Here is a 14,610-nt window from a genome sequence, read left to right as displayed (position 1 = left end):
TCGGGGCGTGGCCTGCATCGGCCATCTGGCGCATTGCTTCCCGTCCGTCCCACGCTCTTCATGGCACACTTGACTGGATGCCGGATTTTGACGTGATCGTGATGGGCGCGGGCCACAACGCGCTGGTAACGGCGGCCTACGCGGCCAAGGCTGGACTGAAAGTGGGCGTCTTCGAGCGGCGGCACATCGTCGGTGGAGCGGTGAGTACCGAGGAGCTGGTGCCTGGCTACCGCTTCGACTACGGCGGCAGCGCCCACATCCTGATTCGCATGACCCCGGTGGTGCGCGAGCTGGAGCTGACCCGCCACGGCCTGCACTACCTGGAAGTGGACCCGATGTTCCACGCCTACGACGGCGAAACCCCGTGGTTTATCCACCGCGATGCCGGGCGAACGGCCCGCGAACTGGAAGCCCTGTTCCCCGGCCAGGGCGAGGCGTATACCCGCTTTCTGGACGACTGGACGCCGTTTGCCCGCAGCGTGGCCGATCTGTTCAACTCCGCGCCCGGCCCGCTGGATATGGGCAAGATGATGGTCAGTTCGGGCAAGGGCCGCGACTGGATGGAGCAGTTGCCGCGTATTCTTAAGCCTTACGGCGAGGTGGCGAAGGAATACTTCACCGACGAGCGCGTGCGTGCGCCGCTGACCTGGATGGCCGCCCAGAGCGGGCCGCCGCCGACAGACCCGCTCAGTGCGCCCTTTCTGCTGTGGCACCCGCTCTATCACGAGGGCGGCGTGGCCCGGCCCAAGGGCGGCAGCGGCGGACTGACCCAGGCGCTGAAACGCGCGATTGAGGCCGATGGTGGCGAGGTTTTTGTCAACGCGCCAGTCAAGGACATTCTGGTTAAAGATGGAAAAGCGCAGGGCATCCGGCTGGAGAACGGCGACACGTACACCGCCCGCGCCGTCGTGTCTGGGACGCACATTCTGACTACCGCCGGGGCGATGCCGGATGAATTCGTCCCCGAGTCTGCCAAAAATGTGCGTGTGGGCAACGGCTTTGGCATGGTGCTGCGTCTGGCCCTGTCCGAGCAGGTCAAGTACCGCCACCACACCGAACCCGACAGCCGCGTGGGCCTGGGCCTGCTGATCAAGAACGAGCAGCAACTGATGACGGGTTACGGGCAATATCTGGCCGGAGAACCGACGAAAGACCCGCCCCTGATCGCCATGAGCTTTAGCGCCGTGGACGATTCACTGGCCCCCCCCGGTGGCGAGGCGCTGTGGCTGTGGGCACAGTATTACCCGTATGAGCTGTCCTCCGGCTCCTGGGAAACCCGCACTGCCGAGGCGCGCGAGAACATCCTGAACGCCTTTGAGCATTACGCGCCCGGCACGCGCGACACGATTGTGGGCGAGCTGGTGCAGACGCCGCAGTGGCTGGAGACCAACCTGGGTCTGCACCGGGGCAACGTGATGCACCTGGAAATGAGCTTTGACCAGATGTTCTCCTTCCGCCCGTGGATGCGCGCCAGCCAATACAAATGGCCGGGCCTGAAGGGCATGTACCTCACCGGAGCCAGCACCCACCCAGGCGGCGGAATCATGGGGGCGAGTGGAAGGAATGCCGCGCAGGTGCTGGTCAAGGATCTGACGCGGAGAGGCTGGAAGTGAGGCGCGTGGGAGCGGGCGTGGCTGTCTTGAAGGACGAAGCAATTTTGCTGATCCGGCGAAGAGACAACAGCCTGTGGGACGTGCCAGGTGGGGGGCTGGAATCCGGCGAGACTCCAGAGGCCGCAGCACGGCGCGAACTGGCCGAGGAAACTGGCCTGAGCGTCGGCGTTCTCCGTCCACTTGCCGTGTTCCAGCACCCGCACACCTACCCGGACGGAAATCGGGTGGATTGGGAAACACACTTTTTTACCGCCGATGACTCAGGCGATGAAGTAAAGGCAGGTGACGATGCTCGGGAGGCGCGTTGGTGGCTGCGCAAGGCACTGCCACAGAATGTCTCAGACGCAACCCAGCACTACTTCACGATGCTGGGGCAATTTATGCCTCTGTCTGCTGAGGACTGACCTTGACCCACCTCCCGCCCACCATTCTCCGTACTGGCCTCGCCTTCGCCGCGCTGGGTATTGCTTTTGCGGGTGCGCTGCTGGTCCTGACAGATCGGAGTGCAGGCTGGGCGCTGATCGCTATTGGCGTGCCGCTCTCCGGCCTTCTGGCGCTGGCAGGAGACGCGCTGGGCAGCGGATTCTCCAGAACGCTGCAAGACCGGACACGACAACTCATTTCCGAGACGCGCCCGTGGATGTGGCTGATTGCCCTGTACGCCCTTCTGCACGTTCCTGTGCCGCTGTGGCCGGAGGGCTTCGGCGTGCTGGGGCTGGCGAGTACGGCGGCGTTGTTCGTGGGTGCGCTCCTGTATGCCGCCGAGCGCGTGGGCTGGGGCCGTTCCTGGCTGATGGCCGCGCTGGCCTGTGGCCTGGGCCTGAGCGCGGAAGTGATCGGCACCCGCACTGGCTTCCCCTTTGGCATCTACTCCTACGCCACCGCCCCCGAGCCTTTAATCCTCGGTGTGCCGCTGATGGTTCCATTGGGCTGGTTCGCCCTGACGCTGGCGGGCCTGCTGTTGGCGGGCGGGCGGGCGTGGCTGGCTGGGCTGCTGCTGGCGCTGTGGGACGTGGGTCTGGAACCGCTGATGACCGCCCAGCGCTACTGGCTGTGGAGTGATCCGAATCCCATCTGGGCGGGCGCTCCGTTGCAGAACTTTCTGGGCTGGTGGGCGGTGGCAAGTGGCATTTCATGGGTGCTGCTGAAAATCGGGCCGGGGGTCTTTTTCTCTTCTCTCCCTGGTGGCAACAGGGTTCCCCCAACCTCATTCAATTTCGCCGTCGCTTACCCGATTGAAGCCTTCTTCCTCCCCGGCGGCTTGGTGCTGGTGGGCCGCTATCTGGAGGCCATCGTCACCCTGGGGGCAATGTTGCTGGGTCTGGGGCTGGCGCGGGCGGTGAGGGGGAAGCGTGCCTGACCGCGCTCCCTGGGCCACCCCCGTTCTGAAGCACAGCATTCGCCAGAGCCTGCACGCTGGGCTGGGTGGCGTGTGGGTGCGCGGTTCCCTGCCAGCAGGCGGCGCGGTTCTGGTGCCCAACCACAATTCCTGGTGGGACGGCTACGTGCTGCGCGAACTGGCGTGGTGGGCGGGCGCGGACTTTCGGGTGCTGATGTCGGCGCGGCAATTGGGGCGCTTTCCCTTCCTGCGGCGCATGGGCGCACTGGAGGCGGGCCGGGTACGCGAAGCGGCGCGGAGTGCGCAGGATGGTGCATGGGTGGCAGTCTTCGCAGAGGGAGCCGTGCAGCCACCCGGACCCCTGGCCGAGTTGCAACCCGGCGCGGCGTGGATCGCGCGGACGGCGGGCGTCCCCCTGATTCCCGTGGCCCTGCGCGTGGTGATGCGCGGCGGGCAATGGCCGGAGGCATATCTGCGAATAGGGGCGGCGAAAACTGATCTGGCCGAAGCATTGGCGCACGAATTGAGCCTGCTGGACGCTGAACTCGCCTCCAGTGACCCGGAGCAACCGCTGGCGGGCTACCTGCGTGTGATGGCCGGACGGGCCAGCGGCAGCGATGAGGTGGACTGGCCTGCCCGCCTGCTGACGCTGATCACGGGGGACCAATGAAGCCCATTGCCCGCGCCTACCACACCTTCGCCTTCGCGTGGCTGGCGGGAAAGGCGGCGGTGCTGATGATCAATGCCGTGCATTTTCCGCGCCTGCGCCCACGCCCCACGCCCCGCAGTGGCCCCCGCATCTCCATCCTGATTCCGGCCCGCGACGAGGCCGCCAACCTGCCCCACACTCTCCCCGGCGTGCTGGCGCAGGGCGCAGACGAAGTGATCGTGCTGGACGACAGCAGCACCGATGGCACGGCAGAGATTGCGTCTGGGCTGGGCGCGCGGGTCATTCAGGGCCAACCTCTGCCCCCCGGCTGGTTCGGCAAACCGTGGGCCTGTCAGCAACTCTCCATCCTGGCGTCGGGCGACATTCTGATCTTCACCGACGCGGATGTGACGTGGCACGCGGGCGCGCTGGGGGCGGTGTTGCATGAGCTGGAGGCATCCGGGGCCGACTTGCTGAGCGTGCAGCCGCGTCAGGCGAATCAGACTCTGGGCGAGCGCCTGCTGACGCCGCTGGTGGACGCCGCCGTGCTGTCCTACTTCCCCTATCCGGCCATCAGGCAGCCGCAGGCCGCCGCCACGATTGCCAACGGGCAGGTCATGGCCTTTCGCCGCGTGGCGCTGGAAGGGGCCGGGGGCTACGCGCTGGTGCGCCGGGAACTGCTGGAAGACATGCAACTGGCCCGACGTTTAAAGGCCCGTGGGGGCCGGGTGGCCTCGGCGCTGGGGCAGAACGTCATCGGCGTGCGGATGTACCGCTCGTACCCGGACTCGGTGCGCGGCTTTTCCAAGAACGTGCTGCCCATCCACCTGCATTCGCGCCCGCTGCTGCTGCTGAGCGCGGTGGCCCATCTGGCGGTGTATACGCTGCCGTGGTTGCTGCCTGTGTTGGGGCTGCCAGTGCCGGGGGCAAGGGCCTTGCGCGTGCTGGGGCTGCTGGAACGAACCGCCGTGGCCCTGATCGCGGGCCGCCGCAGACCCGCCGACTTGCTGGAAGGGCTGCTGGGGCCAGTCACGCCGCTGCTGGCGCTCCCGGTGTATCTGAGGGCGGCGCGGCGGCGGGTGGTCTGGAAGGGCCGTGAATACCCGCAGGGTGGAGGGGAAAGGGATTAGCTTTTGATGGCCCTGCCCATCAGCTTCACCTCAGCAAACGGGCCGAGGCTAGGCGCATGAAACGCACGCTTTTACTGGCCCTCGCCCTGGCAGGCAGCGCACAGGCCCAGGCGCAGTGGCAGGAATCTTCATACGCCAATGTCGGCGGCTGGCAGCCCGTTCAATCGTGGTGCGACACGCCGGGGCGGGTGCTGGCGGTCACGGCTCCGGCCAATTCTGGCGACGCGGTAAAACTGGCGCAGTGGGTGGGCGGAAAGATCAACGTCCAGAACTGGCAACTGGGCCATCCCGATCCTGGCGCGGGCCAGATTTACACGCCGCTGACACCCGCCGGGCAGACGCCGAGCCAGACTCCCAGATACTTCATTCACAGCAGCAACGTAGAGAACACCACCGATCCTGCTTATCGCATGACCCACATCAACGAATACGTCGTTCCGGCAGGCCGTTTCCAGTGCCGATACGTGCCGCAGGCCACCGTGCTGGCCGCCACCGCGAGGCACACGGTCATCGTCTGGGAGAGCGGCGGGAAAGTCACCTACGCCAGCCGCAACCGTGACGGCACTCCTGGCATTCAGCTCGCGGGCGGCACGCACACCCGCACCAACGGGGGCCACGAGCGTTATGTCTGGGACAACGCGGGCTATCAGTACGTGCTGGAAGTGGGCCAGTCTGCCGGGCCGGGCGGCAGCCTCAGCGTGCTGAAGGGTGGAAAGACCCTGAGCCGCGAGGAACTGCTCGCCTATTCCATCAGCGTGCAAAAGTGACTGCTCTGCCCCGCAGTCCGCATTATCCTCTGGGCATGAACAGTAGGACCAACAGGAAAACGCGGGTTTGAAGAACGCTCCCAGGCATGTCGCGGTGATCGGTGCGGGCTTCGCGGGGCTGGCGGCGGCGCTGCGGCTGGCGCAGGCCGGGGCGCAGGTAACCGTGCTGGACGCGCTGGAACGCCCCGGAGGCAAGGCGGCGCTGGGCTACGAGGATTTCTCCAGCGGCCCCACGGTGGTCACCATGCCGCAGATTTTCCGAGCGCTGCACGAACGCCTGGAACTGCCCGCCCCCGAACTGGAGGCTGCCCGCCCCACCACCACCTACCACGCGCACGCCTCTAAACCCGGTGAGGGCCGCATCTTCGCCCCCGAGGCCCTGCATGTGGCGGGCAGCCTGGAGCCGACGCTGGCGCAGCTTTCAAAGACGGAGGGCAAGCGCTACACCACGCTGCTGGCCTCTGCCCGCCAGATGTATCTGGACGCCGCGCCCACCTTTCTGTTCGCGCCGCCGCCCACGCAGGCGCGATTGGCCCGGTATGCCCTGACACGCGGTATACGGGCCGCGCCTGGAACGACGCTGGCCCGCTACACCCGTTCGGGGCCGTTCATGTCGCCGTTCTGGCTGCGCTTCGCCACTTACCTGGGGGCGGACCCTTACCGTGCTCCTGCCGTGCTGCACAACATCGCCTGGGTGGAGCTGGGCTACGGCGTGTGGCACATGCAGGGAGGGTTGCTGGCGCTGGCCGAACGGTTGCACGACAAGGCCGTGGAACTGGGCGTCCGCTTTGAATACGGTACGCGGGTGCGGCAACTCATCGTTCACGGCGGGCGCGTGCTGGGCGCACACACGGACCGGGGGGCCTTCGCCGCCGACGCCTGGGTCAGTGCGGCGGACCGTGCACTGACGCTGGGCTGGCTGGGCGTGCAGGAAAAACCCACCCCGCGCGGCGTCAGCGGCTTTGCCCTGCAACTGCACCTGAAAGAGGACATGGGCCGCGCCCACCACATCTTCTGGCCTGCGCAGTACGCCCGCGAGTGGCAGGACATCCGCGCTGGACGCCTGCCGCGCGATCCTACGCTGTACCTGCATCTGGACGGCCAGCGCGCCTTCCTGCTGGTCAACGCGCCCCCCAGACCGGAACTGGAAGACGATCCACGCGCCTATGGGCTGCTGTTGCTCAAGCTTTTGCAGGAACGCTTTCCTTTAGATGTGGAGGACTGGCTGCCCCTCGGTCCCGCCGATTACGCCCGCGTCTCACAGGGCGGCGCATTGTACGGACGCGCGCCGCACGGCCTGACCGGCAGCCTGCGCCCCGGCTGGACGGTTCCCCAGATTCGCAATCTGGCGCAGGTGGGCGGCACGGTGCATCCCGGCGGCGGCGTCCCGCTGAGCATGCTGAGCGGCTGGAACGGGGCGGGGCAACTGCTGGGCCTGCGCTACGACGCCCTGGGCGGCCTGGACGTGCCCGGAGTGGGGGAGACGTGGGAGTAAGACTGCGGGGATAGAGGTGTGTAGACGTTGCGAATGGATGGAGCAGGGGCCACCAGGCAGACCGCTCCACAGGTCAGCGCAAAGGGCGATAGGATAAACGCGTGGTGAAATTACTCACCTTTGGCCCGCTGGAGCTTCAGGGGACGGCCTTCCGGCGTGAGAAGCCCCTGTTGCTGCTGGCCTATCTGTCTCTGCGGGGCACCCAGGAACGCCGCACGCTGGCCCGGCAGTTCTGGCCAGATGCCGCAGACCCCATGAACAGCCTTTCGGTGGCGCTGGGGCAGCTCCGGCACGTTTCGGCAGACCTGCTGCGTGTCACCGATACCCAGGTGGCAACCCCGCTGGAATGCGATGTGAGCGACCTGTTGCGCGCCTGCCGCAGCCAGGATCTTGACCAGGCCCGTAGGATTTACCGGGGCGCTTTCGCTGCTGGGATTGGGGCGGGCGATCTGTCCGACGATCTGGCCGAATGGTTGCTCGCCACGCGTGAGTCGGGCGCGGATGCTTACCGCCGTCTGCTGCTGGGTCAGGCCCGCGCCGCCGTGGACGCCGGAACTGGAGGCGCCGGTGTTTGGGCTGCCCTGGCCTACGCCGTTCCTGGAGCTGCCCCACCTGATCCCGAGACCTTCGGAGAACTTCACAATCTGCTGGCCGCCGAGAGGCACCCGGACGCCGCCCTGCTGGAGCGTCAAGCTGCCGAGCTGGGTGTCGCGCTGCATGCGCCCAGCGTGTCCTTGACAGGTCGTCAGGCCGAGCTGGCCCGGATCATGGAGGTGCCGCCGGGTCAGACGCTGTGGTTGCTTGGCCCCGCCGGGATCGGCAAGAGTGCCCTGCTGGCCGCGTCGGTGGGAACGCTGCTGCGTGGGCAGGGCGGGCGGCCCCACGCGACGCTGCTGGCCCTGCCAGAGGTGCCCCATCCCGGCCCAGTCACCGAAAGCGCCTGGGCGCAGGTGCTGAGTGCCCGCTCAGAGCCGCTGCTGATCGACGACTGGGAAGCGTGTGACCCCGACTCTCGCCGCGTTCTGCTGGCGCTGGCAGCCACGCACGCTGGCCCGCCCCTGGTGATCGGCAGCCGTGAACGGCCCCCCCTGCCTCTGCCGGAACTGACGCTACGTCCGCTGAGCGCTTTGCGAGCTGGGGAGCTGCCACTCACGGGTGGCATTCCTGCCCTGATTCATGCCCACCGCCAGAATCTGTCGCTGGCCGACGCCTACGCGCATCTGCTGGCGCTGCATCCACCCCGTGCGCGGCAGCTTCTGGCGTGTCTGGGCATTCAGGAGACGCCCGACCTGAAGGCCACACAGGCGGCGCTGGAACTGGGCGGCGAGGATATGGCCGCCGCCCTGGAACGCCTGAACCGCGCCTGTCTGCTGGACGGCACCCGGCCCACCGCCCCCGCTGCCCTGCGCGCCTGGCTGGACACCCAGCCCAGCCTGGAAACCGAGGTGCTGACCCTGCTGGCCCCGCACCTGCTGCCCGCAGACGCCCTGCCGCATTACCTGCGTGCGCACATGCTGACGGGTTCAAGCGACCTCCCCGGTTTCCAGGCGGTGCTCGCTGACCGTACCCGCGCGCTGCTGGCCGAAGACCGCCAGGTCGAGGCCCACGCCCTGCTGCGCCCGCACGCGCAGTCGCCAGAAACTCGCCTGCTGCTGGGCCGAGCGCTGGACGCCCTGGGTCAGCACAAAGAAGCCCTGAAGGTGCTGAGTGAGTTGCCAGACACGCCGCTGGTGCAGGTCTTCCGGGGCCGCGCCGTGTGGCGACTGGGTGACCGGGCGGGCGCGACGACCCTGGCGAACGCTGGCCTGAACGGCGACATGGAAGCGCGGGCGCAGGCTTATAACCTGCTGGCGGCGCTGGCTCTGGCTGCCCAGGACTACGCACAGGCCCATGACTGCGCCCAGCGCTCTGCCGCTCTGTTCATGCTGTTAGACGACGACCTGATGCGGCTGAAACTGGTGTGCTGCCAGGCGATTGCCATGCAGAAACTTGGCAGAGACGTTGGCCCCTTGCTGCGCGAGATGCAGGAGTCTTCGCTGAATCAGCTTCCAGCCACCGTGCTGCTGGATATCGGCTGGATTCTGGAGGCCCAGGATCAATGGACCGATGCCCTAGCCTACGCCCAGCAAGCTGCCACCAACGCCGAGAGCCGACAGGATCTCTCCACGGCTGCCGCCGCGTGGAACAACGTGGGCGTCCTCCATCACAAACTGGGGAGAGCGGACCAGGCCGCCAACGCTTACAGTCAGGCTATTCACGCTGCCCGGCAGGGCGGTGAAGTCCGCCTGCTGGCGCTGTCGCTAGGCAACCTGGCCGAGTTACAGGAGAGCTTGCCTCTGATCGAGGAGGCCCTGAGTCTTCTGGAAGGTGCAGGCCACGACGATCTCGCTGTGTATTTCAGGGAGCAGCGCGAGGCGTTCAGGGGGCGTTCAGGGGGGGGATGACATGCTCGCGATATGCCGAGAAGCGTCTATATCATTGACGGGACGATCTGGCTGGAGGAAGCCCATGAAACGATACACCTGGAGTTCGATTCTTGCCCTGGCCCTGACCCTGGGTGCGGCGGGTGGCACTGGCCTCTCACCCATTGCGGGCAGCAGCCGCCCAGACGCCTATGCCCGTGCTGGACAGCCCCTGATCTTGAGTGTCCCAGAGATCAGAGGCCGGACGGTCAAGGTGGGCGGCATGACAGCGACAATTGAAGATATTGCCGTTACCGTGACCATTCCCAGCAGCACCACACCGGGACGGCACACCCTGAACTTCGTGAACGCTGCCGACAACCTGACCCTGACCAGCCGGGAAGTGGATGTTCTGCCGCCCGCCAGCATCGCCCCGTTACAGGCTGTGGAACCCGGCAAAGTGCAGTTGCTCGTCAACCCACGTCTGAGCGTGTCAGAGGCAGACGCGCTGTTAAACAGTCCTGCGGTTCAGGCCATCGGTAAGGTCACCACACGGGAGGTGCTTCCTGCGGCCCAGAGCAAGGGATCACCCTGCGGCGGGACGCTAGCCGAACTGAAACTCAACCCCGGTGTCAGTCTGGAAGTGGCCCTGAACGCCCTCCTCCAGATCGGTGGGAACGCCCTGTGGTATCCCGATCCGATAAGCACCTATGGCGCTCCCAAACAGGTGCAGTCCACGCTTCCTGGCAGCGCTGCCTCCAGTAATGCCGCCTCCAGCTTCCATTACATCCATTCGCCTGTCATTCCCAGGACCGCCCTGGGTCTGGGCGCAGGATCCACTGTTCTCAAAGGCAAGGGCATCACCATCGCCGTGCTGGACACCGGCTTCACGTCCAGCATCGACAGTCTGAATGAACTGGCAGGCCGCACAGACAAGGCCATGAATGCTCTGTTCCCCTTTAATCCGCAGACCACTTTTACGAACGCTGCCGATTTCTGGGAAGGTCACGGCACGCAGGTCGCCATTCTGGCCGCTGGAAACCAGCACGGCGTCGCCACGCAGGCCCGCGTGCTGCCCATCAAGGTCTGTGCCGAGGGTTCGCCCGGACTGGCGAGCTGCAACACCCGCGATGTCCTGCGCGGTCTGTGCTTCGCGCTGAATCAGGTTCCGGCCCGCAAACTGGTCATTAACCTCAGTCTTGGCGGCCCCATACCCATCAACGGTATCCACGCAGTTCTCAACTGGGCGACCTCTCAGGGCGTGGTGGTGGTCGCGGCAGGCGGCAACCAGGGGCAGACCGAGAACCTCCCGGAGTTTCCAGCCGCCTACACCCAGGCCAGCGGTTCACAGGTGGGTTTGCCCATGCTGGCCGTCGCCTCGGTCACGCCCCGCGCTCCAAACATCTGGAAATACTCGGCATTCAGCACGACAGGCACGTACCTGAACATCAGCGCTCCCGGTGAAGCGCTGGATATCGGACACCCGTACCTGTACAGCGGCACCTCGTTTGCCGCGCCGCTGGTGGCCGGAGCCGCCGCGCTGGTCAAGGGCGCGAATCTGGCGAACCTGCCGCCGCCCGCCGCCGTCCGGGCCTTCATGCTCACGTCGTCGCGCGTTCTCCAGGTCCAGAATGGAAAGCCGATGCTGCGGCTCAGCGGCTATTGAGTGGGAAACAAGATGCACTAACAATGCAAATCAATCGCCCCGCCCTGCGCGGGGTTTTTGTTGTTTCTGGGGGATAGCCAGGGCACTCTGCTGCGGCGTGCGCGTGGGCCAGTTCGCGGTGCAGCGGCGGGGAAGCCTTAAAGCTGCTGGGCATTGGAAACTGTGCCGATTCCGTGTGCGTTATCAGGCGTTCATACCATACCGGGGCTTGCCCAGCGCGGGTTTTTCCGTTGCCCATCCCCCAGTGTTCATGAGCGTTCAGGGGTCGTTCAGGGGTCGGCGCGTACCTTGATTTCAGCAGCAAATAAGAACAGGTGGACACCGGAAAGGCAGCGGCTGGGCAACAAGCCAGAGCGTGCCTGATGACCTCCACTGCTGCCTGACCGCTTCCCCCCCTTCGCCCCTCACGTCCACAGGAGGACACCTCATGCAAGACCGCACCGAGTCCAGTCCGCGTTCCTTTGCCCGCTCCCTTGCCAGCAAAAAAGAAGGTATGACCATGAATAAAACCATCAAAGCTGTGCTTGCCCCCGCCCTATTGCTTTCTACCGCCCTTATTCTCGCGTCTTGTGCTGGAAATGACGTTCCCGTGGCCGTGGCCGTAGCCGTCACTCCGCCCGATGCCCAGATCCCCCTGCCCGATCCCCGCACCCAGAATTCCTGCGTGGATAACCTGCTTCAAAACCCCAATGCCGCGCAGTTCACGGCGGGTAGCAGCACGAACATCTCGCCGCTTGGGCCAACCGTCGTACCTGGCTGGGCCTCGGCGGCGGGCAGTCCGCAGCACAGCCCAACGGTGGGCTACGACTCGGCTCCCGGCTGGCTGCTGGCTTGGGGCTATAAGGACGGCGGCGAATCGTTCGCGCAGTCGGGCCTGAGTCTCACACCCGGCACTTACACGCTCAAGCTGGGACTGCGGGCCTTCTCCACCACGGTGGCAAACTACTCCAAGTACACCATCAATTTTGGCAACAGCGTCAGCACTACGCCCTGGACAATCGCGGCCCCGACCATCGTTTCGGGCAGCATCCCCGTGAACTCGCCCTCGTTGCCCTGGGTGCCTCAGTCCCACACCTTCACGATTGGTGTTGGCGGCGCGACGACCATGCAGGTGACCACCGTGAACGACAACGCCTCGGCGCAGGTGAACGGGCATCCAGAACTGGTGTCGTGGATGGGCTACGACGGCTTTTGTCTCCAGAAGGTCAACCCAGTCAAGCCGATCAACTTGCATCACGCCAACAGCGTGCGCGTGCTGCCCAACGGCAATACCGTGATGGTGGGTTCGGCGGACGCGGTGGGCAGCCTGCCGGGAGCCGACCCCGACTTTGCAACTGTCATGTACGGCCCGGCTGGAAATGTCCTGTGGAGCGACGTGCGGCACCTGAGCAATGTCAACGATGAGGCAACCGACGTGGCTGTGGACAAGAACGGCAACATCGTGGTGGTGGGCGTCAAGAACCGCAGCATCCCCACCCAGGTCTATGACGATTCTGGCGCGGTAATGTTCAAATACGGCCCGACCGGCACCTTGCTGGATAGTGTCACCGTCGACAATCCCAACACCCAGGACTGGTTCCAGAGCGTAGAAATTGACCAGAACAACAACATTGTGACGGGCGGCACCGACAACACCCAGACGGTCAGTAGCCAGGGCGGCGCGGGCAACTGGCGAGCCTTCAAAGTGCGGCGCTATCTGTCGGTTCCGACTCTCCCTCTGGACACCACCTTCAATGCCGCCAGCTCTACCCCCGGCATGTTCAACCTGAGTATCAATAGCTTCTTCAACCTTGAGGATTACGCAGCAAGCCTGTCGGACGTGGCGATTCAGCCGGACGGCAAGATTCTGGCGGCGGGCACCACGCGGGTCACGGAACTGGGCAACGTGAATGTCAGCGCTATTTTGCGACTGAACGGCGACGGCACCCTGGATACCAGCTACGGCGTGGGCGGCGTGCAAACGGTGGGCTATAACCCCAGCGTGGTTGGCACCGGCAATCCTTCAGCCATGAGCGGTTCGGTCAGCAGTGTATTCAACCGCATTCTGCTTCAGGACAACAAGGCCGTCATGGCGGGCCATGTGATCTTCGGAAGCCCAGATGATGTCTGCACCGTGACCCGTCTGGACGTGAACGGCAAGCTGGACGCCACTTTCGGCACTGGCGGCGTCACTTTGATCAAGCAGGCGCAGTGCAAAGGGATTGCCAGCGACGGCAAGATGCTGGCCTTGACTGGCCCGAACTTCCAAGCCTTTAGTGCCAACGACAGCGATGTGCTGGACGCCCGCTTAGTCGCCACCAACGGCGCCTTGTCCAGCGTGGCCCCAGGTGTGAACGACCCGAACACCTACGGCCCAGTCGGACGGGTGGATGTGGGTACAAACGTCGCCTACGACCCCACAACGAGCAAGTACGTGTTCTCCGGCTTCACCAACAAAGCGGGCACAGACGACGAGTGGTTCTCGCCCCTGCTGCGGAGGTAAGTCTCTAATACGGTAAGTCAGAGAGCGGCCCTCCTGGCGAAAATGCTGGGAGGGCCGGTTCCACAGATTCCAGAGGAGAAACCGCCATGCACACCAAAAAAATGCTCAAGTTCAGCACCTTCCTTCTCCTGGCTCTCCCACTACTCGGCAGTTGCGGCTATCCCAACTATCCCAATGCTCCCCGTCGGCCTACTCTGGCGGTTCTCAATATGACCTACACGCCAGCGGGCGCGTGCCCCGGCATGGCGCTGATTAACAAAAGCAGTGAGCTTGTGACGTTCACGGCGTTGGGAGGGGTCAGCGGCTCCGGCACCCAGCAGCTTGTGGTGGATCTTCAGCCGGGCAGCGCCCAGGCGCTTGCCACTGCTTTTGCACTGCCGTATACGGGGCGCAGCCTAACCAGCAAGGGCGGCAGCAACAGCGAAACGGGTAATGTGTCATATTCGCTGGCCGTTCGCTGTTCGGCCAGTTCGCCGGAAGTGACCAAGAGCTTTACCGTCCTGGGCGATACCACCAAAACCCTGGCCCTGGCCGAAGACTCCTCCGCGCCGGGCGGAGTCACGCTGACATTGAATTAAAGCCCCAGATGCAAGCCCAGGACAGACGCGAGCTTGTCAGACGTTTCCCAGGCGGGGGCAGCTTCAGTCCAACCAGTTTCGGAGGTCCACTATGAAACAGGAATTCAGAAAGCCCAGCGCTGTGGCAGCCATGCTGCTGGCCGCCGCGCGCTCGGCCTGTGCGCCAGCAGTGACGGGTCCGGGCGGTCTGCCGATCACGGTGAGGGGCCAGGCGTATGGCGTGGCCGTGAAGGTGCCGCTGACAGCGTTTACGGATCAGATGCGGGAGAACGTGTATGTCATCTTCCCGCAGTGCGGCGCGGCTGTACTGGCGGCCTTCGTGCGGGAGCGCGGGCCAGGGGAAGGCTTGAAGACCTGTCAGGCGGCGCAGAGTTCCGGGACGGGCACGAACATCCTGAAGGCGATTGGGGTGGGCGTGGGCGTCGGGCTGGTTGTATTTCTCACATTCATCTGGGCCATCGTCTCGGCTCTGGGAACGGGTTGAGCGGC

General features: G+C 65.2%; 12 protein-coding genes. All 12 read left to right on the top strand.

The annotated features are described in order from the left end of the window. The first annotated feature begins 77 nt into the window (after nt 1-77). The 12 genes from DAAJ005_RS15635 (at nt 78) to DAAJ005_RS15580 (ending at nt 14,605) form a co-directional block, all read left to right on the top strand. Complete coding sequence (locus DAAJ005_RS15635; protein ID WP_151847915.1) at nt 78-1,613, top strand: NAD(P)/FAD-dependent oxidoreductase; 1,536 nt, start codon at nt 78-80, stop codon at nt 1,611-1,613. Beyond that, nucleotides 1,610-2,017 carry an NUDIX domain-containing protein gene (locus DAAJ005_RS15630; RefSeq protein WP_226342473.1) on the top strand — a complete coding sequence of 136 codons (408 nt, stop codon included), beginning with the start codon at nt 1,610-1,612 and terminating at the stop codon, nt 2,015-2,017. Before DAAJ005_RS15635 ends, DAAJ005_RS15630 begins: the two co-directional genes overlap by 4 nt. Nucleotides 2,018-2,019: 2 nt before the next feature. Beyond that, nucleotides 2,020-2,973: a carotenoid biosynthesis protein gene (locus tag DAAJ005_RS15625; RefSeq protein WP_151847914.1), complete on the top strand. Its 954-nt coding sequence runs from the start codon at nt 2,020-2,022 to the stop codon at nt 2,971-2,973. Next, nucleotides 2,966-3,622, top strand: a complete 657-nt coding sequence (locus DAAJ005_RS15620) for a lysophospholipid acyltransferase family protein (protein ID WP_226342472.1) — start codon at nt 2,966-2,968, stop codon at nt 3,620-3,622. Before DAAJ005_RS15625 ends, DAAJ005_RS15620 begins: the two co-directional genes overlap by 8 nt. Further along, nucleotides 3,619-4,731 carry a glycosyltransferase family 2 protein gene (locus DAAJ005_RS15615; protein ID WP_151847913.1) on the top strand — a complete coding sequence of 371 codons (1,113 nt, stop codon included), beginning with the start codon at nt 3,619-3,621 and terminating at the stop codon, nt 4,729-4,731. Before DAAJ005_RS15620 ends, DAAJ005_RS15615 begins: the two co-directional genes overlap by 4 nt. 56 nt (nt 4,732-4,787) lie before the next feature. Beyond that, nucleotides 4,788-5,498: a hypothetical protein gene (locus tag DAAJ005_RS15610; RefSeq protein WP_151847912.1), complete on the top strand. Its 711-nt coding sequence runs from the start codon at nt 4,788-4,790 to the stop codon at nt 5,496-5,498. A gap of 67 nt (nt 5,499-5,565) precedes the next feature. Next, nucleotides 5,566-6,993, top strand: a complete 1,428-nt coding sequence (locus DAAJ005_RS15605; protein WP_151847911.1) for an NAD(P)/FAD-dependent oxidoreductase — start codon at nt 5,566-5,568, stop codon at nt 6,991-6,993. Nucleotides 6,994-7,097: 104 nt separating this feature from the next. Continuing rightward, nucleotides 7,098-9,437 carry a tetratricopeptide repeat protein gene (locus DAAJ005_RS15600; RefSeq protein WP_151847910.1) on the top strand — a complete coding sequence of 780 codons (2,340 nt, stop codon included), beginning with the start codon at nt 7,098-7,100 and terminating at the stop codon, nt 9,435-9,437. A 64-nt stretch (nt 9,438-9,501) separates the two neighbouring features. Beyond that, nucleotides 9,502-11,061: a S8 family serine peptidase gene (locus DAAJ005_RS15595; protein ID WP_192930800.1), complete on the top strand. Its 1,560-nt coding sequence runs from the start codon at nt 9,502-9,504 to the stop codon at nt 11,059-11,061. A gap of 499 nt (nt 11,062-11,560) precedes the next feature. Continuing rightward, nucleotides 11,561-13,543, top strand: coding sequence for a delta-60 repeat domain-containing protein (locus DAAJ005_RS15590; protein ID WP_192930799.1), 1,983 nt, complete (start codon nt 11,561-11,563; stop codon nt 13,541-13,543). Nucleotides 13,544-13,629: 86 nt separating this feature from the next. Further along, on the top strand, nt 13,630-14,121 hold the full coding sequence (locus DAAJ005_RS15585; RefSeq protein ID WP_151847907.1) for a hypothetical protein: 492 nt from the start codon (nt 13,630-13,632) through the stop codon (nt 14,119-14,121). Nucleotides 14,122-14,212: 91 nt separating this feature from the next. After that, the gene (locus tag DAAJ005_RS15580; RefSeq protein ID WP_151847906.1) at nt 14,213-14,605 is read left to right on the top strand and encodes a hypothetical protein; all 393 of its coding nucleotides are present in this window, start codon (nt 14,213-14,215) and stop codon (nt 14,603-14,605) included. Nucleotides 14,606-14,610: the final 5 nt, after the last annotated feature.

The sequence above is a fragment of the Deinococcus sp. AJ005 genome, assembly GCF_009017495.1.
Taxonomy (GTDB): domain Bacteria; phylum Deinococcota; class Deinococci; order Deinococcales; family Deinococcaceae; genus Deinococcus.
This window is presented reverse-complemented; position numbering and strand designations above follow the sequence as displayed.